This window comes from Bradyrhizobium sp. CCBAU 11430 (genome assembly GCF_028128855.1).
Taxonomy (GTDB): Bacteria; Pseudomonadota; Alphaproteobacteria; order Rhizobiales; family Xanthobacteraceae; genus Bradyrhizobium; species Bradyrhizobium ottawaense.
Genome location: NZ_LBJV01000003.1, coordinates 385,230 through 407,269, shown reverse-complemented (window position 1 = coordinate 407,269; position 22,040 = coordinate 385,230). Strand labels below are relative to the sequence as shown.

At 63.7% G+C, this 22,040-nt stretch carries 18 protein-coding genes; 13 read left to right on the top strand and 5 right to left on the bottom strand.

Annotated elements, in window-relative coordinates; translation table 11 throughout:
* The first annotated feature begins 33 nt into the window (after positions 1-33).
* On the top strand, positions 34-1,317 hold the full coding sequence (locus XI04_RS01920; RefSeq protein ID WP_028143366.1) for an ABC transporter substrate-binding protein: 1,284 nt from the start codon (positions 34-36) through the stop codon (positions 1,315-1,317).
* Positions 1,318-1,469: 152 nt separating this feature from the next.
* The gene (locus XI04_RS01915; RefSeq protein ID WP_028143367.1) at positions 1,470-2,309 is read left to right on the top strand and encodes an ABC transporter ATP-binding protein; all 840 of its coding nucleotides are present in this window, start codon (positions 1,470-1,472) and stop codon (positions 2,307-2,309) included.
* 4 nt (positions 2,310-2,313) lie between these two features.
* On the opposite strand, the gene XI04_RS01910 is transcribed toward XI04_RS01915, so the two are convergent.
* On the bottom strand, positions 2,314-3,468 hold the full coding sequence (locus XI04_RS01910) for an AGE family epimerase/isomerase (RefSeq protein ID WP_028143368.1): 1,155 nt from the start codon (positions 3,466-3,468) through the stop codon (positions 2,314-2,316).
* 86 nt (positions 3,469-3,554) lie between these two features.
* Between XI04_RS01910 and XI04_RS01905 the strand changes: the two genes are divergently transcribed.
* Positions 3,555-4,778, top strand: a complete 1,224-nt coding sequence (locus XI04_RS01905; RefSeq protein WP_028143369.1) for a phenylacetate--CoA ligase family protein — start codon at positions 3,555-3,557, stop codon at positions 4,776-4,778.
* A gap of 2 nt (positions 4,779-4,780) precedes the next feature.
* Here XI04_RS01905 and XI04_RS01900 read toward each other — a convergent pair whose 3' ends face one another.
* On the bottom strand, positions 4,781-6,418 hold the full coding sequence (locus tag XI04_RS01900; RefSeq protein ID WP_271595634.1) for a carbamoyltransferase family protein: 1,638 nt from the start codon (positions 6,416-6,418) through the stop codon (positions 4,781-4,783).
* 197 nt (positions 6,419-6,615) lie between these two features.
* Between XI04_RS01900 and XI04_RS01895 the strand changes: the two genes are divergently transcribed.
* The 7 genes from XI04_RS01895 to XI04_RS01865 are packed head-to-tail and all read left to right on the top strand — an operon-like array spanning position 6,616 to position 13,838.
* Positions 6,616-7,992 (top strand): GHMP family kinase ATP-binding protein, encoded by a 1,377-nt coding sequence (locus tag XI04_RS01895; RefSeq protein WP_097668500.1) that lies wholly within the window; start codon positions 6,616-6,618, stop codon positions 7,990-7,992.
* Positions 7,993-8,014: 22 nt separating this feature from the next.
* Entirely contained in the window at positions 8,015-9,934 is a 1,920-nt protein-coding gene (locus XI04_RS01890) for an N-acetylneuraminate synthase family protein (RefSeq protein ID WP_271611391.1), read from the top strand.
* Positions 9,934-10,623 (top strand): acylneuraminate cytidylyltransferase family protein, encoded by a 690-nt coding sequence (locus tag XI04_RS01885; protein WP_095425625.1) that lies wholly within the window; start codon positions 9,934-9,936, stop codon positions 10,621-10,623. Before XI04_RS01890 ends, XI04_RS01885 begins: the two co-directional genes overlap by 1 nt.
* On the top strand, positions 10,616-11,380 hold the full coding sequence (locus XI04_RS01880) for an SDR family oxidoreductase (RefSeq protein ID WP_271611392.1): 765 nt from the start codon (positions 10,616-10,618) through the stop codon (positions 11,378-11,380). The genes XI04_RS01885 and XI04_RS01880 overlap by 8 nt, the downstream gene beginning before the upstream one ends.
* On the top strand, positions 11,377-12,225 hold the full coding sequence (locus tag XI04_RS01875; RefSeq protein ID WP_271611393.1) for a sugar phosphate isomerase/epimerase family protein: 849 nt from the start codon (positions 11,377-11,379) through the stop codon (positions 12,223-12,225). Before XI04_RS01880 ends, XI04_RS01875 begins: the two co-directional genes overlap by 4 nt.
* The gene (locus XI04_RS01870) at positions 12,222-12,980 is read left to right on the top strand and encodes an SDR family NAD(P)-dependent oxidoreductase (RefSeq protein WP_095425628.1); all 759 of its coding nucleotides are present in this window, start codon (positions 12,222-12,224) and stop codon (positions 12,978-12,980) included. Before XI04_RS01875 ends, XI04_RS01870 begins: the two co-directional genes overlap by 4 nt.
* 18 nt (positions 12,981-12,998) lie before the next feature.
* Positions 12,999-13,838 carry an SDR family oxidoreductase gene (locus tag XI04_RS01865; protein ID WP_271611394.1) on the top strand — a complete coding sequence of 280 codons (840 nt, stop codon included), beginning with the start codon at positions 12,999-13,001 and terminating at the stop codon, positions 13,836-13,838.
* Between the two features lie 75 nt (positions 13,839-13,913).
* Here XI04_RS01865 and XI04_RS01860 read toward each other — a convergent pair whose 3' ends face one another.
* The 3 genes from XI04_RS01860 to XI04_RS01850 form a co-directional block, all read right to left on the bottom strand.
* Positions 13,914-15,053: a hypothetical protein gene (locus tag XI04_RS01860; protein ID WP_271611395.1), complete on the bottom strand. Its 1,140-nt coding sequence runs from the start codon at positions 15,051-15,053 to the stop codon at positions 13,914-13,916.
* 82 nt (positions 15,054-15,135) lie between these two features.
* Positions 15,136-15,978 (bottom strand): hypothetical protein, encoded by an 843-nt coding sequence (locus XI04_RS01855; protein WP_271611396.1) that lies wholly within the window; start codon positions 15,976-15,978, stop codon positions 15,136-15,138.
* A gap of 91 nt (positions 15,979-16,069) precedes the next feature.
* Positions 16,070-16,810, bottom strand: coding sequence for a hypothetical protein (locus tag XI04_RS01850; RefSeq protein ID WP_271611397.1), 741 nt, complete (start codon positions 16,808-16,810; stop codon positions 16,070-16,072).
* Between the two features lie 488 nt (positions 16,811-17,298).
* Here XI04_RS01850 and XI04_RS01845 point away from each other — a divergent pair, with 488 nt between their 5' ends.
* The 3 genes from XI04_RS01845 (at position 17,299) to XI04_RS01835 (ending at position 22,029) form a co-directional block, all read left to right on the top strand.
* Positions 17,299-18,183: a class I SAM-dependent methyltransferase gene (locus tag XI04_RS01845; RefSeq protein ID WP_161966397.1), complete on the top strand. Its 885-nt coding sequence runs from the start codon at positions 17,299-17,301 to the stop codon at positions 18,181-18,183.
* A gap of 51 nt (positions 18,184-18,234) precedes the next feature.
* The gene (locus XI04_RS01840) at positions 18,235-20,742 is read left to right on the top strand and encodes a hypothetical protein (RefSeq protein ID WP_097668492.1); all 2,508 of its coding nucleotides are present in this window, start codon (positions 18,235-18,237) and stop codon (positions 20,740-20,742) included.
* 84 nt (positions 20,743-20,826) lie between these two features.
* Positions 20,827-22,029, top strand: coding sequence for an HAD-IIIA family hydrolase (locus XI04_RS01835; protein ID WP_097668491.1), 1,203 nt, complete (start codon positions 20,827-20,829; stop codon positions 22,027-22,029).
* The last annotated feature ends 11 nt before the right edge of the window (positions 22,030-22,040 follow it).

Below are 22,040 nucleotides of genomic sequence, written 5' to 3'. Positions count from 1 at the left end.
TTCACTTAAACAATAAACAGGAGGAACCGACCCATGACGATGAAATCCCTTTTGAGCACCGCATCGCTCGCCGTCGCGATCGCCGCATTCTCGGCCGGCGCACAGGCGCAGATCGCGATCGGGCACCTCGCCGACTATTCCGGCGGCACCTCCGACGTCGGCACGCCCTATGGCCAGGCCGTCGCCGACACCTTCGCCTGGGTCAACAAGAACGGCGGCGTCGGCGGCAAGCAGCTCAACGTCGACACCAACGACTATGGCTACCAGGTGCCGCGCGCGATCGCGCTCTACAAGAAGTGGTCGGCGCCGGACAGCAAGGTCGCCGCGATCATGGGTTGGGGCACCGCCGACACCGAGGCGCTGACCGGCTTCCTCGCTCAGGACAAGATCCCCGACATGTCCGGCTCCTATGCTGCCGCCCTCACCGATCCCGAAGGCGTCAGCGGCAAGGCCAAGCCCGCTCCTTACAATTTCTTCTACGGCCCGAGCTATTCGGACTCGCTGCGCGCGATGCTGATGTGGGCGGCCGAGGACTGGAAGGCCAAAGGCAAGTCCGGCAAGCCGAAATTCGTGCACATGGGCGCCAACCATCCCTATCCGAACGCGCCGAAGGCCGCCGGTGAAGCGATGGCGCAGGAGCTCGGCTTCGAGGTGCTGCCGCCGCTGGTGTTCGCGCTCGCGCCGGGCGACTACAGCGCCCAGTGCCTGAGCCTGAAATCCTCGGGCGCCAACTACGCCTATCTCGGCAACACCGCGGCGTCCAACATCTCGGTGATGAAGGCGTGCAAGACCGCCGGCGTCGAGATCCAGTTCATGGGGAATGTCTGGGGCATGGACGAGAACGCCGCCAAGACGGCCGGAGATGCCGCTAACGGCGTCATCTTCCCCTTGCGCACCGCGGTGAGCTGGGGCGGCGACGCGCCCGGCATGAAGACGCTGATGGAGATCTCGAAGATGTCCGACGCCAGCGGCAAGGTCTACCGTCCCGTGCACTACGTCGCGGCGGTCTGCTCTGCGCTGTACATGAAGGAGGCGATCGACTGGGCTGCCAAGAACGGCGGCGCTACCGGAGACAACGTCGCCAAGGGCTTCTACCAGAAGAAGGATTGGGTGCCGGCCGGCATGGAAGGCGTCTGCAATCCCTCGACCTGGACCGACAAGGACCATCGCGGCACGCTGAAGGTCGATCTCTATCGCACCAAGGTTTCTGGCGCGACCGACGGCGACCTCAACGACCTCATGGCCAAGGGCACGATCAAGCTCGAGAAGGTCAAGACCGTCGAGCTGCCGCGCAAGCCGGAATTGCTGGGCTGGTGAGCGCCTGATCTGACCGTCGTTCCGGGGCGCCCCGAAGAGGCGAACTATGGTGCGCAATTGCGCACCTGAGAACCTCGAGATTCCGGGTTCGGTCCTGCGGACCGCCCCGGAATGACGGAAGAAGCTCTGACGACAGCGGAGAATGAAGACGCATGACCGACACCCTCGAAGCATCCCGCAGCAAGCCGACCGCCGTGCCGCCCGCCGCCCTGCTCGCAGTGCGCAACATCGAAGTGGTCTATGACGACGTCATCCTGGTGCTGCGCGGCCTCAGCCTCGACGTACCCAAGGGTGCGATCGTGGCGCTGCTGGGCGCCAACGGCGCCGGCAAATCGACGACGTTGAAGGCGATCTCGGGGCTGCTCAAGACCGAGGACGGCGAGGTCACACGCGGCGAAATCGTGTTCGATAATGAGCGGATCAACGGCATCGACCCCGACAAGATCGTCCGCCGCGGCATCTTCCAGGTGATGGAGGGCCGGCGCATCGTCGCCGACATGACCTCGCTGGAGAACCTCAAGCTCGGCGCCTTCACCCGCAGGGACCGCGAGGTCGATGCCGATCTCGACATGGTCTTCAACTATTTCCCGCGCCTGAAGGAACGCACCGGCCTTGCCGGCTATCTCTCCGGCGGCGAGCAGCAGATGCTCGCGATCGGCCGCGCGCTGATGGCGCGCCCGAAGATGATCCTGATGGACGAGCCGTCGATGGGCCTGTCGCCGCTGCTGGTGAAAGAGGTGTTCTCCATCATCCAGAAGATCAACCGCGACCTCGGCGTCACCATCCTCCTCGTCGAGCAGAACGCCCGCGCCGCGCTGTCGGTGGCGAGCCACGGCTACATCATGGAGCAGGGCAAGGTCGTGCTCGACGGCACCGCCGACGAATTGCGCGACAACGAGGACGTCAAGGAATTCTACCTCGGCGGGGCCGGCGACCAGCGCAAGAGCTTCAAGAACCTCAAGAGCTTCAAGCGGCGCAAGCGCTGGCTCTGAACTTTTAGGGTTCGAGCACCTGCTCCGCTTCCGTGACCGCGCAGAGAACATGATAGAACGACGACGCAGGAATGGTGTCGATCAGCGATTTGCCGTCGCGATCGAACTGGTCGTACCAGCCGCCCCTCACGGGATGGCTGAGATAATGCCGTTCGAGCCGCACCAGCGCCGCGCGCGCCTCGTCCGCCGCGCCCGCCTCGCCGGATTCGGCCTGCGCGATCCACGCCTTCGCGATCTCGGTCTGCGGCCACAGCCGGCGCGTGCTGCGTCGGATAGTGCCGATGTCATCGCCCTCGTCGACCAGGCAGCCCGTGGCCTCGTCGCGATAGCGCATCGAGGTCGCAAGCAACTCGGCACGCCGCTGACCGGTCGGGCATCCCGTGATGCGCTCGAACCCCTTCAGCAGCCAGACCCATTCCGCCTGGTGGCCGGGCTCGACGCTGACCGGCTCGATCTTCGACCAGTCTTCCTCGAAATACTCGGTCAGGATGCGCTTCTGCTTGTCGTAGAGATTGGCCAGGAACAGCGCGAAGAACTCGCCCGCACGGTTCTGGAACGACAGGTCGTGGGTCGCGTCGAAACACGCGATCATCGCCTCGAACAGATGCATGTGCGGGTTCTGCCGGCGCGGCAGCGACGCCGGAAGGCCTTCGTGCACGCCTCCATGCGGCGAGCGGAGATGGCTGTCGAGGAAAGCGAGCAGCGCGTCGATCTCGGCACGAACCTGCGCGTCCTGGTCGAGCGTGTAGACGGTCGCGAGCGCAAACAGGATGAAGGCGTGGTCGTAGGCATCGCGCCGGCCGTCCAGCACCGTCCCTTCCGGCGTCAGCCGGTGCACATAGCCCGGCCGGCCGTCGGGCGCTTTGGCTTTGCTGAGCAGATGCTCCAGCCCCTTCAGCGCGATGGCGCGGCCGTCAGGGTACCAGCCCATTTGCGCGGCCTTCGCGTAGCAATAGATCTGCCGGGCCTGCACGAACACGCGCCGTGGCGCGGCCGCATCCGCGGCTCCGTCGCGGTGCAGCCGGTCGATGAAGCCGCCTGCGGCAGGATCCCAGCCGACGGTCGACCACAGCGGCAGCGCCTCCTCGATCATGCGGCGCTTCAGGCGCGCGACGACGTCCGTCGCCTCCTCCGCCGCAATGATTCCTTCGTCCGCCATCGCGTCCTCTCCAGGCCTCGCCGATCGCCGTCTGATACCCACGCCAGCGGCGGCGCGCAACGGATGCCAACACGGAAAGAACAGCCATGACCGCCCACTACGATGCCCGCGAGACGCGCGAACAAGCCGCCCGCGAGGCCGATCTGTTCTCCCGCCTGCCGGAGGTGCTGCGAGCCGCGATGGCCGCCCCGGCCTATGCCGAGCGGCTGAGAGGTCTCGATCCCGCCGCCGTGACCTCCCGGGAGGCGCTGGCGGGCCTGCCGGTATTGCGCAAGTCGGAACTGCCCGCCCTGCACAAGGCCTCGGCGCCCTTCGGAGGCTTCGTGGCGTCGGCGCCGGGGTCGTTTGCCCGCCTCTTCACCTCCCCAGGGCCCATTTTCGAACCGGAGGGGCGGCAGGCCGATCCCTGGCGCGGCGCAAGGGCGTTGTTCGCGGCCGGGTTCCGACCCGATGACATCGTCCTCAACACCTTCAGCTACCATCTCACCCCCGGCGGCTTCATTTTCGATGCCTCAGCGCGCGCGCTCGGCTGCGCCGTGATCCCGGCAGGGCCCGGCAACACCGAACAGCAATTCGAGCTGATCGAGGCCTACCGCCCGGTCGGTTACAGCGGCACGCCGGACTTCCTGAAGATATTGCTCGATGCCGCAGCGAGTTCGGGACGGGACGTCTCCTCGATCAAGCGCGCACTGGTTTCCGGGGCGGCGTTCCCGCCCTCGCTGCAGGCCGAGATCAAGGCGCGCGGCATCGATGCCTACCAGGCCTTCGGCACCGCCGATCTCGGCCTCATCGCGTTCGAGACCGAGGCGCGCGAGGGCATGGTCGTGAACGAGGATCTGATCATGGAGATCGTCAAGCCCGGCACCGGCGATCCCGTTGCGCCGGGCGACGTCGGCGAGATCGTGGTAACGTCGCTCGATCCGCACCATCCCTGGATCCGGCTCGCCCTCGGCGACCTCACCGCAGCGCTGCCGGGCCCAAGCAAGTGCGGCCGCACCAACATGCGCATCAAGGGTTGGATGGGCCGCGCCGACCAGACCACCAAGGTCAAGGGCATGTTCATCCGTCCAGAGCAGATCGCCGAGATCGGCAAGCGTCATTCTGCGCTCGGAAGACTGCGCCTCGTCGTCACACGGCAGGGCGAGACCGACGCAATGACGCTGAAGGCGGAAACGGCGGCCACGAGTGACGCCCTGCGCGAGGAAATTGCGACCAGCTTGCGCGCCGTGACGAAACTCGGCGGAAGCGTCGAGTTCGTCAATCCCGGCGCGCTGCCGAACGACGGCAAGGTGATTGCGGACGAACGCTAGTCTCAGCTCGACTTCGAGAGCCGATAGTTACCGAGATACAAGACGTCCAGCCCCGAGCAGAAATAGGTGTGCAGCGCCTCCAGCGGTGCGTTCACCGTCGGCTGCTCGTTGATGTTGAGGCTGGTGTTGATCAGAACCGGCAACGAGGTCGCCTTCGCGAACTCGCCGATCAGGTGGCTATAGAGCGGGTTGCTGTCCGCATGGACGCTCTGGATGCGCGCGGTGTTGTCGACGTGGACCACCGCGGGCATGGTCTCGGCAACCTTCTGATTGACCGGGAACGTCACCACCATGAAGGGCGCGTCGAACGTGTCCTCGAAATACTCGGCCTGACTTTCGTACAGCACGGACGGACAGAACGGGCGGAATTCCTCGCGATATTTGATGGTGAGGTTGATGCGGTCCTTCATGCCCGCATGCCTGGGATCGGCCAGGATCGAGCGGTTGCCGAGCGCGCGCGGGCCATACTCCATCCGCCCCTGGAACCAGCCGACCGTCTTCTGCTCGGTCAAATCGGTGACGCAGCGCGACACGGGATCGTCGAGCAGCTCGAACCGCGCGCCGATCTTGTCCAGCATCTCCCGGATCGTGTCGTTGGAATATTCCGGTCCCCAATAGGCGTGCGTCAGCGGTGCGATGGCGTGGCCCGCCTCCGCGCATTTCATCATCGCGGCGCCGAGCGCCACGCCGGCATCATGCGGCACCGGCGGAACGTAGAGACGCTTGACGGACGGCTCGGCCGCAATCTCCATGTTCATCTTGCAGTTCAGCCCGACGCCGCCGGCGATGCAGACATCACCGGAGCCGGTCTCGGCAATCGCTGTGCGGATCACCTCGGTGGTGACGATCTCGAGCTGCTTCTGGCCGCTTGCGGCGATGTTGGTCAACCGCCGATCGAGCGGCTGACCGCGCAACCGCCGCGGGCCCAGAATCTCCTCCATCTTCTCGGTGAAGATGCGCTCCTGCCGCGTCGAGAAATCACTGGTGAAGATCTCGGCGTCGCGCCTGCGCTTGTCGAGCTCGGGATCGAGCTCGTAGTTGATGCCGTTCGGACGCAGCAGCTTGGCGAACTTGTCAAGATAGTCCGGGCTGCCATAGGACGACAGGCCCATGACCTTGTACTCGTCATTGGTCATCTGATAGCCGAGATACTGCGTCAGCATCCCGTAATAGAGCCCGAGACTGTTGTTGCGGCCGAACCGCGTCAGCACGCGGAAGTCGTTGCCGCGCGCATGGGCGACGAGACCGGAGCTGGAATCGCCCGAGAAATCGAAGCAGGCTACGGTCGCCTCCGAGAAACCGGAGCCGTAGAACGAGCTCGCGGCATGACAGAGGTGATGGTCGTAGAGCTCGATCTTCGGGCTGTGGCCGAACTGATACTTGAAATACTCGGTGAGACGCTGCGTGTAGTTGGTGTAGGTCTTCAGCGGCGAGCAGATCCAGTCGACGTCGCGCATGGTGATGCCGGCCTGCTTCAGGCAGAAGCCGATCGCCCCGCGCGGCAGCTCGCCGCGCGCATGTTTGGCCAGCGTGAAGCGCTCCTCCTCGGCAGCAGCGATCAGCTCCCCGTCGCGCAGCAAAACCGCTGCACCGTCGTGATGCCCGTGCTTGATCCCCGAGCTGATTCCGATCACATACATGTCGCGTGGACCCCTCGGGAGCCTTCTATAGAAACCGCGGCCAATGTAAATCGGCCCCGGCCCGACCGAAGCGCTCGACGCCGGCCATTTTGGCCCGATGCCGCCGGGCGCAGGAACCTTGCATCGCCCCTGCCGCTCCCGTATTACCAACCCTGCTGCGATATGGCCTGGAATTGGCCCTTCCTGGACCCCGAAACGTGCTTGAACGAACTCTCGTCACCATCGCCGAGACCGAGACCATTGAGGAAGCCTTCCGGCGCCTGAATGCGAACATGCTCGGCATCCTGTTTGCCCAGGACTCAAGCGGACGAATCGTCGGCGCCGTGACCGACGGCGACATCCGCAGGCGCATGCTGACCGGCACCACGATCCAGGACCGGGTTGCGACCTGCATCAATCGCAACTTCGTCTCGGCGAGGGCCGGCGGTCCGCGCGAGCAGATCCTCAAATTGCTCGATCAGCGCGTGCACGTGGTGCCGATCCTCGATGGTGAAGGCCGGCTCGTCGACGTGTTCAGCCGCGAGCTGTTCAATTTGTCCGAAGAGAGCGAGGTGTTCGCTCGCGCCCGCTCGCCGGTGCGGATCAGCTTCTCCGGCGGCGGCACCGACCTGACGCACTATTTCGTCGAAAATGACGGCGGCGCGGTCATCAACGCCACGATCAAGATGTACGCTCATGCGACGCTGCGGCGCCGGAGCGATTCCAGCATCCGGATCTATTCGCACGATTTCCGCAGCACGATCGAGGCCGACAATCTCGCAGAGCTCGGAACCGACGGGAATCTTGCACTGATCAAGTCCGTCGTGCGCCTGATCAAGCCGACTTACGGGTTCGAGCTCGAGGTCTCCGCCGACTTCCCGGTCGGCTCCGGCCTCGGCGGCTCGGCCGTGGTCACATCCGCCATCATCGGCTGCTTCAACGAATTCCGCGGCGACCAGTGGGACCGCCACGAGATCGCGGAGATGGCGTTCCAGGCCGAGCGGCTGATGCTCAACATCCCCGGCGGCTGGCAGGACCAGTACGCCACCGTGTTCGGCGGCTTCAATCACATGGAGTTCTTCTCCGACCAGAACACCATCGTGCCGCTGCGTCTCGACCCCAACATCATCGCCGAGCTCGAGGAGAGCCTGGTGCTCTGCTACACCGGCTCGGGCCGAGATTCCGGCGCCATCCACCGCGATCAGAAGGCACAGCACGAGACCAGCGACGCTGTCGCTGCGGCCGCCAAGCAGAAGGAAGTGACGCGCGACATCCGGCGGCATCTCCTGCGCGGCCAGCTCCTGGAATGCGGCCGGCTGATCGACGACGCCTGGCACGCCAAACGGAAGCTGAGCTCGAAGATCTCGTCGGACGCGATCGATGCGATCTACGATTTCGCCAAGCAGCACGGCGCGGTCGGCGGCAAGCTGCTGGGCGCCGGCGGCGGCGGTTACTTCATGTTCTTCGTACGTCCGTTCGAGCGCTATCAGCTCATCGCCGCGCTGGAACAACAGGGGCATAGCTGTTCGCGCATCATGTTCGAAGAGAACGGGCTGCGAACGTGGAAGTCGCGCTTTCCCGCGCGATTTGCCTGACGGATATGAGACGAGAATGTTGATGACATCGCCCAAACAGCCTGCTCCGGTCCGCATCGGCAACCGTCTTCTGGCCGATGGCGAGCCCTGCTACGTCATTGCCGAGATCGGCAACAACCACAATGGCGACTTCGACCGCGCCATTGCGCTGGTCGATGCCGCGGTCGCGGCCGGTGCCCATTGCGCCAAGTTCCAGATGCGCAAGCTCGACGAGGTCTATCGTGCGTCGAGTCTGTCCGGAAAGGACGACGACCTCGCAGTCGAATACACGCTCGATCTGTTGCGCCGCTTCGAGCTTCCGACGGCGCAGCAGAAGAAGATCGCCGAATATTGCGCGGCCAAGGGCATCCAGTATCTCTGTACGCCCTGGGACGCGAGTAGTGTCGCCGTGCTCGAAGGTTTCGGCGTGCAGGCCTACAAGGTCGCCTCGGCCGACCTCACCAACCTGCCGCTGCTCGCGCGCCTCGCCGCCACTGGCAAGGCGCTGATCGTCTCGACCGGCATGAGCACCTCGGACGAGATCAAGGCCGCGGCGAAATTCCTCGACGAGCGCAACGCCGGCTACGTGCTCCTGCATTGCCAGAGCACCTATCCGGCCGCGCTCCACAACATCCATCTGCGTTTCATGGAAACGCTGCGCGAGATTCATCCGGTCGTCGGCTATTCCGGCCACGAGCGTGGCATTGCCGTCTCGACCGCCGCGGTGGCGCTCGGCGCCGTCGTGATCGAACGCCACATCACCCTCGACCGGGAGATGGAAGGTCCGGACCATGCTGCAAGCCTGGAGCCGGAGGAATTCAAGGGTCTCGTCTCGGGCATCCGCGAGGTGGAGGCGGCGCGCGGCGAAAAGCGGGCCGAGCGCGCGCTGAGCCAGGGCGAATTGATCAACCGCGAAAACCTGGCCAAGAGCCTGGTGGCCGCGCGCGACCTTTCGGCCGGCACCGTGATCTCCGAAGCCGACATCGCGGTGAAGAGCCCGGGACAGGGCCTGTCGCCGCTGAAGATGCCGGCGCTGCTCGGCCGCAAGCTGACGCGGACGATGGCGGCCGACGACTATTTCTTCCAGAGCGACCTCGACGAAGGCGCCGCAAAAGCACGGCGCTACCGCTTCGACCGTCCGTGGGGCGTGCCGGTGCGCTATCACGACGCCGAGCGCTTCCTGGAGGTCTGCCAGCCCGACATCATCGAATTCCATCTCAGCTACAGCGACATGGAGCGCGATCCCGCGGCGTATCTGTCCGGCACCTACGATCTCGGCTTCGTCGTGCATGCGCCGGAGTTGTTTGCCGGCTCCAAGCTGATGGACCTGGCGACGCCCGACGAGGCGCTGCGGCGCTATTCGCTGGAGCAGACCCAGGCGGTGATCGACATTACCCGCGGCTTGAAGAAGTACTTCCCCAAGACCAAGCGCCCGCCCATCGTCGCCAATATCGGCGGCTTCACCATGGACGAGCCGCTGCCGCCGGAGGAGAAGGCCGAGCGCTACCGCATCTTCGCGCAGAGCTTGACCGAGCTCGACATGGACGGCGTCGAGCTGACGCCGCAAACCATGGCGCCGTTCCCCTGGCATTTCGGCGGCCAGCGCCACCAGAATATCTTCATCTTCCCGGACGAGTCCGCCGCATTCTGCGCCAAGCATAACTTGCGCATGTGCGTCGACATATCGCACACGAAACTCGCCGCCAATCATTTCGGCTTCGACTTTGCGAAAGGCCTCGCCCAGCTCGGGCCGCACACCGCGCATCTGCATTTCGGCGACGCCAAGGGGCTCGACGGCGAGGGTCTTCAGATCGGCGAAGGCGAGATCGATTTCGACGACATCGGACAGGTGCTGCGCAAGCACGCGCCGGGCGCTTCCTTCATTCCGGAGATCTGGCAAGGCCACAAGAACATGGGCGAAGGTTTCTGGACCGCGCTCGAGCGTCTCGAGGGACACATCTGATGGCGCGCAAGACGCTGGCCGTGATCGCCGCGCGCGGCGGCTCGAAGGGCATCCCGCACAAGAACCTGCTCGATCTCTGCGGCAAGCCGCTGATCGCCTGGACGGTCGAACAGGCACGCGCCGCACGCGGCGTCGATGTGGTAGCCGTGTCTTCGGACAGCGACCAGATCCTCGCCGCGGCTGAAGCCGCCGGCGCGGTCGGCGTGCGGCGCCCCGACGACATTTCCGGCGACCTCGCCTCCTCCGAATCTGCCTGGCTGCATGCGCTCGATGCGACCGATGCGCGGATGGGACGGTTCGAACGGATCGTCGCGCTCCAGGCGACATCGCCGATCCGCGAACCGGGCGACATCGAGAACGCGCTTGCGACCTTCGATCGCGATCATCTCGACAGCCTGCTCTCGGTTTGCGAGGTCGAGGATTATTTCAACTGGCATATCGGCGCGAACGGACCGGAGCCGATCAACTACGATTATCGCAACCGCCGCATGCGGCAGCAGATCGAGAAGCGCTATTTGGAGAACGGTTCGTTCTACGTCCTGATCCCATCCCTCCTGCGCGAGCAGAATAACCGTCTCGGCGGCAAGATCGGCTTTCACGTGATGGAACGTCACAAGATGTTCCAGATCGACCGTCCCGAGGACGTCAAGCTTTGTGCCGCCATCATGCGCAGTTACGGCTATGCCTGATCTCAGGGCCTTCTCGCTCAAGGACAAGATCGCGGTGGTGACCGGCGCCTCGCGCGGCATTGGCGCGGCCATCGCGACCGGCCTGCAGGATGGCGGCGCTACGGTGTTCGGCCTCAGCCGTTCCGGGACCGCGCCGCAAGGTGTGGCCGCGCTTGCCTGCGATCTCTCCGACGACAAGGCGATCGAAAGCGCGTTCCGCACGATCGCGGCGCAAGGCGGCCGCATCGACGCATTGGTCAACGCCGCCGGCATCAGCCTGCCCCCGCAAAGCGCCGAAAGCGAGCTCGCGCGCTTCCGCGCCACGGTCGCGACTGACCTCACCGGCGTCTACGCCACCATCCTCGCCGCCTATCCGCTCTTGAAAAAGGCGGGCTCGGCCGCGATCGTCAACGTCACCAGCATCAACTCGATCCGCGGTTTTCCCGGCAATCCAGGCTATGTCGCGGCGAAGGCAGGCCTTGCCGGGCTGACGCGCGCGCTCGCCGCCGACTACGCGCCCGACGGCATCCGCGTCAACGCGCTTGCGCCGGGCTATGTTGCAACCGAGATGACCGCAAAGAGCTTTGCCGATCCTGTCATGCACGAAGAGAGACGCCGCCACACCATGCTCGGTCGCTGGGGTCAGCCCGTTGACATGGTGGGAGCCGCCGTCTTCCTGGCGTCGGAAGCCTCCGCCTATGTGACCGGCCAGGAGATCTTCGTCGACGGCGGCTGGATCGCCAAGGGCCTCGCCATCAGTTCGGATAGCAAATCGTGACCGCAACGCTGCAACGCATCGGCTTCATGCAAGGACGGCTGTCGGCCCTGGTCGACGGCAAGATCCAGGCGTTCCCCTGGGACGAGTGGCGAAACGAGTTTCCCCGCGCGAAGGAGCTCGGCCTGACGCGGATGGAATGGACCATCGACCAGGAACGGCTGCGCGAGAACCCGCTGACGACCGAGCCGGGACAGCAGGAGATTCTGGCGCTGTCGCGCGAGAACGGCGTGCGCATCCCGAGCCTGACCGGCGACTGCTTCATGCAGGCACCGTTCTGGAAGGTCGATGCCGTCGTGCGCGACGTACTCGTCGCCGACCTCGATCTCCTGATCGCCGCCTGCAGCCGCATCGGCATCGAATTCGTCGTGATCCCGCTGGTCGACAACGGCAAGATCGAGCGCGAGAGCGAGCGCGATACGTTGATGCGTGTGCTGCTCGCACGCTCCGAGCAGTTGAAAAGAAGAAACGTCAAGATCGTCTTCGAATCCGATCTGCCGCCGGGCGAGCTTGCCCGGTTCATGGAACCGTTCCCGGCCGAAATTTTCGGCATCAACTACGACAGCGGCAACAGCGCTTCGCTCGGCTATGACAGCGACGAGGAGATCGCCGCCTACGCGCCGCGCATTCTCAACGTGCACGTCAAGGACCGCATTCGCGGCGGCACCACCGTGCCGCTCGGCACCGGCAACGCCGACCTTGCCAAGACGATCCGGCTGATCGAGCGCTCCGGCTACAAGGGCCAGTACATCCTGCAAACCGCACGCGCGGCCGACGGCGACCATGCGGGCGCACTGGCGAAATATCGCGACATGACGGTCGGCTGGATCGAGGACGCGGTGCGATGAAGCTCGATCTGACCGATCGTGTCGCGCTCGTCACCGGCGCCAGCCGCGGGATCGGGCTTGCGATCGCGACGACGCTCGCCGCTGAAGGCGCAAAAGTCGCGCTCGCGGCACGTGGTGCCGAGGCGCTGAACACCGCGCGCACGAGCGTTGGGGGCATCTCGTCCGTCCACGTCGCCGACGTCACTGACCCCGCCGCTGCGAAAGCACTGGTCGAGGACGTGGAGAAGCAATGGGGCCGGCTCGATATCCTCGTCAGCAATGTCGGCAGCGGCGCCTCCGTGCCGCCCGGCAAGGAAACCGCAGCGGAATGGTCGCGGGTGATGGACCTCAATCTGTTCGCCGCGACCAACATGATCGAGGCCGCCCGGCCGCTGATGGCGCGCGGCAGCGGCGACCGCGCCATCGCCTGCATCTCCTCGATCGCAGGCATGGCGGCGCTTGGCGCGCCCGTCACTTACCATGCGGCGAAAGCCGCGCTGAATGCGACCGTGCGCGGCCTGGCGCGGCCTCTGGCGCTCGAAGGCATTCGCATCAATGCGGTTGCGCCGGGCAACATCCTGTCGGCGGACGGCACCTGGGCGCGCAAGCTTGCGGAAAACAGTGCCGCGGTCGAGGAAATGCTCGTGCGCGACGTGGCGCTGCGCCGCCTGGGCAAGCCGGAAGAGATAGCCGACCTCGTCGCTTTTCTCGTCTCGCCCCGCGCGGCATTCATCACCGGCAGCATCATGGTCGCCGACGGCGGCCAGTTGCGGTAGCTGAACAGGAGCCTTCGAATGGCAAGCCCGTCTTCGCGCTATGACCTGACCGGCCGCACCGCGCTCGTGACCGGCGCAGGCGGCCTGCTCGGGCGGCAGCATGTCGCCGCCCTTACAGAGGCAGGTGCACGCGTCGTCGTCACCGACGTCGGGCTTCCTCAAGCCGAAGCCGCTGTCGCCGCACTCAAGCAGACCGCGCCGTCCTCAGATCTGATCGCGCTCGAGATCAACGTCACTTCGCTCGACTCGGTTCGCGCCGCCAATGAGCAGCTGGCAGGCCGCGGCCTTACCGTCGACATCCTCGTCAACAACGCCGCGATCGATCCGAAGGTGACGTCGAGTCCGGGCGTCATGCACTCCTCGCGCTTCGAGGCGTTTCCGGTGCCGCAATGGCAGACCGAAATCGCCGTCGGCCTGACCGGTGCGATGCTGTGCGCGCAGGTGTTCGGCGGCGAGATGGCCAAACGGGGCCGTGGCGTGGTCCTCAACATCGCCTCCGATCTCGGCGTGATCGCGCCGGACCAGCGGCTCTACCGCCAGCCGCAGGTGACGCGCGAAGAAGAACAGCCGGTGAAGCCCGTGACCTATTCGGTGATCAAGCACGGCTTGATCGGGCTGACGAAATATCTGGCAACCTACTGGGCCGATCACGGCGTGCGCGTCAACGCGATCTCGCCGGGGGGCGTCTTCAACAACCAGGACCCGGCCTTCGTCGAACGACTGACGCGCTTGATCCCGATGGGGCGGATGGCCGATGTCGACGAATATCGCGCGGCAGTGCAGTTCCTCTGCTCGGACGCCTCGAGCTACATGACCGGGCAGAATCTCGTCATGGATGGCGGGCGGAGCGTCTGGTAGCCGCGCAAGGCCGGCATGAGAGCGGCGAGACCGTGCTCGCCGCCGCTTCAGCTTTGATCCAGGGCAGCACCGGCCTCAGCCGCTACCGGCTTGCGCCTCGCTCTTGCCTTCCAGCAATTTCCCAAGCCCTTCACTGGCCACGAAGACGAGCCCCGCGAGCCCAGGTATGATGAGCCGGGTCTCGGAGAAATCCGCTATGAAAAAGACGAGCCCCACATGGATCAAGCAAGCCGAACCGACCACGGCGATCGTCCGGGTCAAGGCAAACGTCCTCACGATCGCGATCGCGAGCACGGGACTGGCGATCGCCACCACGAGCTTCATGGCTAGAAGATTGCCGACGAGCTTGCTGAAGTCGCCATTGGTGACCAGGAATGACCTGTAATCCGTTCCTGGATGCATCCAGATCAGCGTCTTTGGCACTGCCAGCGAGATGCCGACCAGCAAGGCGAACACGACCCACTCCTTCAGTGTCGGCCATCGCCGCTCGAAAGCCGCGAGGGCCAGCAGCGAGAACGCCGAAGCGAACACGACATCGGTCCGCCCGAAACTGATGATCAGTCCGGAAATGATCGCGGCGGGATATCGCCGCGACGTCAGCAGAAAGAGCTGCCAGAACAAGCCGCCAGCAATGAAGACGGGACCCATGCGTCCCGGGTAGATCGCGATCTGGGTGTAGAACGCAAAAGTCAGCAGACAGAGCCACGTCGCAGTCGGCGAAAGAAGCAGCGTCGCCAGCGCAAAGACGGCGAGAAACGACAGAGAATCGAACAAATAGTTGGCGATGATGTGGGTGTGGAACGTCGAGCCGCCGTGGGTGCGATCGTCGCCGAATATCTGGACGTAGGCCTCGGTAATCTTGGCGAGCAACGGCCGCATGACGCCTTCGACGGCGTCCATATGGGCAAACTCGCGCTCGTGATCGAGGCTGAACTGCAATTGCTCACGCAGCAGGTTGGCTTCGTGCGCAGTGATGGACAACGCAAGGCAGCAACTGACGAGCAGTCCCAGTGCGACCGGATTGAAGAAGCTCCGTCTCACCTTGAACAGGAGCAGCAGCGGAACGAGCGCGACGGCCACGTAGAAGGCTATTCCGGCGTACCGCAGCAGGCCCGGGAGATAGCGGTCGGATACATTCACCCAATACCAGGTGATGACCAGAACGTTCGAGATGACCCAGAACCCCAGCACCAGGCCGAGGGATGGAGTCTTCATGTGATCGTCAAACTTCAGCAACCGGCCAAGACCGCCGGACCATGACAGCATTGCCCCGTGCTCCGACAATCGATTTCCTTGATCAATGCTGGAGAATGCCGGCGAGGTTCATGTGCGCGGGCCGCGAGTGCTCGATGCCCAGCAACGTCCGCCGATTGTCGTTCGTGCGCTGCAAGTGCAGGCTTGCGAGCGTCATTCCGGTGCAAGTGGTAACTGTGGTCCCGCGGCCGCCGAACGGCTTGAGAAAGTCGAACACGCGACTGCCGAACATGTCGACGACCGACACCTCTCGCGCACCGAGCGGCGGGATCTCGCCGAAATCGCCCTCGATCTGCTCGCCGTCCTCGCGGATCAGCTTCGACGTCGGCCGCGCCGCATGAGCATACTCTGGGTCGGAGGAGTGATTGATCAGCATCACGCTGCTGACGATGTCGCTGGTCGCAATGATCTTCGGATTGATCCCGGTGAACCCGACATGCGCCTTGAGCCTGCCTTCGTTCAAGGGCCGGGCAAACGCGCCGGTGCGGTAGATCGCGACGTTGTCCTGATCGACATAGGTCATCGAATAGCTGGCAGGCGAGGAACGGAAGCCGTCCATCCGCCCGCGCGACATCACGGCGATGACCAGATAATCGTGCTGCGGGAGCTTGAGCGAGGCGAAAAGGCGCGACAGCTCGATCTCGACGGAAGCGCCCGGCGCGTAGTCTTCCGGAAACTCGTAGGTCGCCCGGTAGTCGCCGTCGCGCGACAGGATGTGCAGCTTGAACCTGAGCTTCTTGCTGAAGCCCGAGGCGACCAGGCTGGCGAACTCGGGAACGAGATCCTTGACCGTTTCGCGAAAATTCTTGCGCAGGCTGCCGGCGACGAGACTGCGGAGATACTTGATGTCGACCGGACGATACCAGGCAGGGATCGAAAAACCCATGCGCGACTCGACACCCGCGAAAGTCGGGAACATGAATCTGGGCTCGTAGGGCTTCCAGGGGCTGGACGAGAAACGTGTCACGGGCGCGCCCCTAAAAATGATGCAGGCTGAACTTGCCGTTGGCAAATTCATAATAGCTGAACGGACTTGCGATGTTGGTGCCCTTGAATTCCAGGGCGAAACCTTCGGCCGCACCGATCAGCCGTTCAGCCTCGGGGAAGAGGTTTAGCGTGCTGATGCGGATTGCGCCCATCGGCGCGATCTCCGGTATCTCACGCTGGCCCAATGCCGTGCCGTCCAAGGCCATGAGCCGTGCCGTCCCGACCGAGACGCCTTCGGACGCCATGCAGGAGTTCACGAGCACCACGCCGGACTCCTTCAGGAAGCGCGTGAGATAGGATTGCATCCAGGCGGAGGTCGGGAACGGCGCTGCCGCAACCGGTTCGCGCTCGTGCGACAACGTTATCGCACCGTGCTGCGAGAAATATTGTGCGTAATAGCCGGTCGTTACCTTGCGTCCGGGACGAAGCTTGGTCTCGTGCTTCGGGACCAGCGCCATCGCGACCGTTCCCGAAACGCGCGGACACAGCTCCGAAGTCTGCAATTGCAATTGTCCGTTGACGCCAAGTTCCCTGTGGAAATATCCAGCCGGCTTGCCCGCTCCGTCGAAGAGCCAGACGTGAGCATCCACCTCCGGATGATCCTTCATGAAGACCGAGAAGTAGTTGAATGCGCAGACTTCCGTCGTGACGGTCTCGTCATTGCGCAGATAGAGCACGGCGGGCGGATAGCCCCTTGCGACGGCCTCGCCAATCAGCAATTCACCGGGCATTCGACAAAACTCGGCGGGAGGGCAAGGGATCGGCACAGACCGAACCGGCCGGCGGCTTTGGACAAATCATACGCGATGTTCTTGCCCGCATGCTAAAACGTCGACGCGATTTCAGGGCCTGTTTACGCTGAGCCGACAGGAGAATCAACCGGGAACGGCGTCGCATCGAGCGGCTCCAAAGAGACGGCGCGAGCACCGTCGTCACGCTCGAGATCAGCCAGTTTTTGCGGCCGCGTGGCAGCGGACAAGGCGTGGCAGCCAGACAAGATGACGCTCCGCTTCCGGTACAGGTCCCCGCGATCCTGCCAGCCCCTGGAATCCTTGCATTGCCGCTGCGCCTCCCGTATGACCGAATCCGGCTACGTGACCTGGTACCCGCCTGAAAACAGGCCGGAACATCGGCCTTTCCTGGATCCACACCGTGCTTCAGCGACTGCTCCTCAGCATCACTCCAATCACGGCGTCCATTCCGCCGGGGAAACGCTGACGTGCGCTGGCAAACAAAGGCGCGGGCGTTCTCGGTGCTGTCGAATATCCCCTGGGGCGAAGGCCTGCACTACGCCCTGCAGCGCTACGTCACACGCCGGCTGCCGCGCCCCGAAAAGCAGGTCAGATCCATCTACACCCTGGCGCAGCGGCTACTGGCCGTTCACGAGCAGTACAGTTTGCGGCCACTGCAGGATTCGACCTGCTTCGAGTTCGGCGCCGGACGCGATCTGATCGTTCCGCTGGCTTTCAGCGCTCACGGGGCCCGGCGCTTCATCACCGTCGACATCGAGCGCCTGGCCAAGCTGGAGCTGATCCGCTCCAACGCCGCGATCGTTTCTCGATTGAGCGGCACTGACCACGCCGACATAAATTCCCTGGAGGACCTCGAACCTTCGTGGAGGATCGACTATCGCGCACCGGCCGATGCCCGGACGACGGGTCTGCCCGCCGCCTCGATCGACTGCGCTGTCTCCGTCGAAACGCTCGAGCACATTCCCAAGCGCGACATCGCGGCAATCTTGAAGGAGCTGCGGCGCATCATGCGTCCTGACGGACTGGTCCTCATGCAAATCGACTATGGCGACCATTTCAAAGGCTTCGATCCGTCCATCAGTTCATTCAACTTCCTGACATATTCCGATGCGGATTGGGCGCCCTTCCAGTCGCGCTTCCAATACGTCAATCGCCTGCGCCACAGCGAATATCTGCAGCTGTTCAGGGAGGCGGGGTTTCAACTGCTCAGCGACCAACCTGACCGCCGGCCGCCGGAGCGGCATATCCTGGAACGACTGGCGCCATGCTTCAAAGACTTCTCCGAAGAGGATCTTTTTACGCTCGGCTCGCTGATCGTTGGCCGCCCGGCCGACCTATCGATAGGAAACTGAAGATCGCCATTACCCGGTTGCTTTGCCGAAGCCCATTGTAGAGACCTCGCGATGTGGACGACCACATTTGTCCTGACGCTTCTGTTCTTCCTGATGCAGCTCGGGACCGGATTTTCGATCCTGACCATTGCGTCAACGAAATTCATCGAGGTGTGCCGGCTCACGAAGGCTCAGTTCGTCGTTCTCGGATTTACGGTTGGCGCCTCCACAACGGGCATCCTGCTCGGACTGCTCTCGCTATTCGTAAACGATATGTGGCTTCAGTTCGCCGCGATGCTTGCCGTCTCCGGCTTCGGCCTTGCCTGGTCATGGCCGAACTGGCGTCCGAACTCCGGCGAGATACGCGCCGCCGCTACTTGGTGCATGCTGGCGCTGCCGATTGCGCTCCTGACATGGTGGTGGTCCTTCGGCGCATTTTCCAGCTTTCCCTACGGGGACATCGGTGCGGATGTTCACTGGATGAAGACCGCGCAAGAGTACGCCGACAGTGGCGTCATCAATCCCTACGCGGCCCAATCCTATGTCGATCTTCGTTCAGCACTGGCAGGCTCCCTCGCCGGAACGCTGGGCCTGGATCTTCTGAGATTCAGCTGGACCTATCGCTTCTTCTCGATCCTGTTCTTCCTGTTGGCGTCCTATGCCTTCGTGCAGGGCATCTATTCCACGTCTCCGCGAAAATGGATCGCCTTCTTCTTCGCCGCGACCGGCAACGCAGTCGTGTTGATGACAAACGGCAGCCTGGCTGTCGCCAGCAGCGTCGTGTTTCTCGGCGTGCTGATGAGCAATTCGAAGCGGACCGCAACCGAACTGTCGACGCGATCCGTTTTGCCGCTGGCGGTTATCGCCGGCGCGACGCTTTTGCTCGCGTTCGCATTCAACAACAACACGCTTGTACTTGCGTTGCTTATGGCCGGGCTACTCGTGGTCAGGATCCTGAGCAACACCGAAAAATATGCAGGGCTTGTCCTTCTTGGCTGGATCTGGCCGGCAACGCTGCTGCTTGCACATCGCGGCTCCTTCCTGTTCGTTCCAACCGTCCTGGCCAGTTGGCTTCTGTATCTTGCCATCGTGCGGATGATCTCCGCCTGGCCGTCCGCCAGCATCGCGACCCTGCGATTTTTGTCCTTCGCGCTGCCCCTGATCATTGGCGGAATTGTCGTCTGCGTTGCGGGAATGCGCTTCGGCTACATTCCGCAGATGAGCGCCAACGACACGTTCTCCTCGATTACGGGCCTGATCCTGGGCAGACGGATCGAGGGTGGCGAAGAGCTGTTCTTGGGCTCCGGACCACAGGTCGCCACGATCGAGCTTGGCCGGGCGATGGGGCCGCTTTTCACCATCTGCATCACACTGGGCGTTGCATGGTGGTCGATGACCCGGCCTGTCTTCCGCGGTCCCTCGGGGACGATCGGACCTCAAAGCGAAGGCTTCGCGACACTCGTGTGGTCCTGGATTGCCGGCTGCGGCCTGATGCTCGCCGTACTCTCGGGCTTCCCCTTCCTGTACCGCATCAGCACGATCATAATGTCGCTGTTCACGATCACGGCCGCTGAGACTTTTTGTCAGCTGCTGATCGATTTCAGACCTTCCCGATATCGACGGGTGCTGATTGCGGCAACCATTACGCTGTTTGCGACTGCTCTTGTGGTTCTGATCTACGCCTTTGCCTGGCGGGCCGACCTTCCTTTTGCCGGCTACCAGGCGTTCCTGCGACCGACGGAAATCGCAGGCATCGTGCTGCTCACGATACTCGCGCTGTCGACCCTCGCCCGGTCGAGACGGATCTACGTTTACGGTCTGGTGGGGGTCGTGGGATTGGGCGTGGCGGTCGACAGGATTGGTCTGTCCGGCATTGTCAGGAGCTACAGTTACGGCGCGCTTCCCGACCGCACTGCAGTCGTTTCACACTACAACGCCGACGATCTTGAAGTCGCTCGCTGGCTCCGCGACAATCTACGAAAGGGAATCATTCTTTCGGACCCATATACGATGGGCATCGTTCAGGCGGTCACGGGCGCTCCGGCCGCCTATCTGTTCTCCAATCTGGACACTGTGAATGAAGCGGTCGCGAAGCGGACAAAATCGGTGGTGCGCACGATGCTGCAGCCTGCCGAAGGACGTCAACGGCTTGAAGACGCTTGCAGCTTGATCGCACCGCTGGTGGGAGCAATCAATTCGGAGACCTTCTTCCAGATGCGAAGGGCCGATGCTTTGGGCGGGATGATGCGATCCGTCCGCACCGTAACGGCACCGCTTCCGGAGACGGCGCAACCGTCTGCCGACGCAGGCGCCTCGGTGATCCCGGAACTCTCGGGTGAGGAAGCCAAGTCCACGATCCAGAATATCCTGGAAGCGGGTGATAACGCCTGGAACCTGGTCGCGATCATCACGCCCCGCACGATCGCCTGGACACATCTCGCAGCCGACCAGCGCCTCAGCTATTTTCCTCCCGTCGAGCCGCTCGAGCCTGCGGTCATCGATGCGTTGCGCACCGGCCCGTTTCCAGTTCTGTTTGCCAACAGGCAGGCTGCGGTCGTTCGCATTCCCTGCTCGCGCTGATATGAAGTGGACCGGACATTTGATCCTCGCATGGTCGCAGATTGGCGCTATGGCCCGCCAAACATGCTGTGAAAAGGGCACCTCATGTTGAGACAGGCCGCGATCCTCGTCGGTGGGCTGGGTACCCGGCTGGGTGAGCGCACGAAGCTGGTTCCCAAGCCGATGCTCGACGTCGGCGGACGGCCGTTTCTCGACACGCTGATCGACGAGCTGGTGCGCTATGGCGTGTTCGATGAGATTCTCCTGCTCGCGGGCCACAAGGCGGAGATGGTCGAGACGCACTACGCCGCGGCCGTCCGGGGGCGGACGCGAATCGTCGTGTCGCGCGAGACCGAGCCGCTCGGCACCGGCGGCGCGCTCGTGCATGCGCGCGATCTGCTGCACGATCGTTTCCTGCTGCTCAATGGCGATTCCCTGTTCGACTTCAACCTGCTCGATCTGATCGCCCGCGCGCATGACGGGCGCGTGCGCATGGCATTGCGTGACGGCGTCGTCGGGGATCGCTACGGGCGCGTCGCGCTCGATGGTGACATGGTGCGCGACTTCATCGCCCCGGGTGCGGGTGCGACGGGACCGGTCAATGCCGGCATCTACGTCATCGACAAGTCCGTTCTCGACGACATCGCGACGCTTCCCGCTTCGCTCGAGCAGGAGATATTCCCCGGACTTGCCAAGTCCGGCGAGCTGCGTGGCACGGCCTATCGCGGTTACTTCATCGACATCGGCATTCCCGATGATTTCGCGCGTGCCGATCGCGAACTACGCCAGCAGCTGCGGCGGCCGGCCGTGTTCTTCGATCGCGACGGCGTGCTCAATCACGATTCCGGATACACGTTCGAGACGCACAAGCTTGAATGGATCGAGGGGGCACGCGAGGCCGTGAAAGCCGTCAACGATGCCGGCTATTTTGCCTTCGTGATTACCAATCAATCCGGCGTCGCACGCGGCTATTACGAGGAGCATCACGTGGTCACGCTGCACCGGTGGATGGCGGACCAGATGGCGGAGGTCGGCGCACATATCGATGCATTCGAATACTGCCCTGATCACCCCGACGGAACCGTCGCGCGCTATTGCCGCATGAGCGACCGCCGCAAGCCAGCGCCGGGCATGATCACCGACCTCGTCAGGCGCTTCCCCGTCGACATGACACGCAGCATGGTGATCGGGGACAAGGAAAGCGACATGGAAGCCGCACAGGCGGCGGGCGTTGCGGGGCACCTGTTTGAAGGCGGGAATCTGGAGACGTTCGTAAAGCAGCGCCTGAGTCCGGTGGGCGAGGCTTAGGCACGCCACGA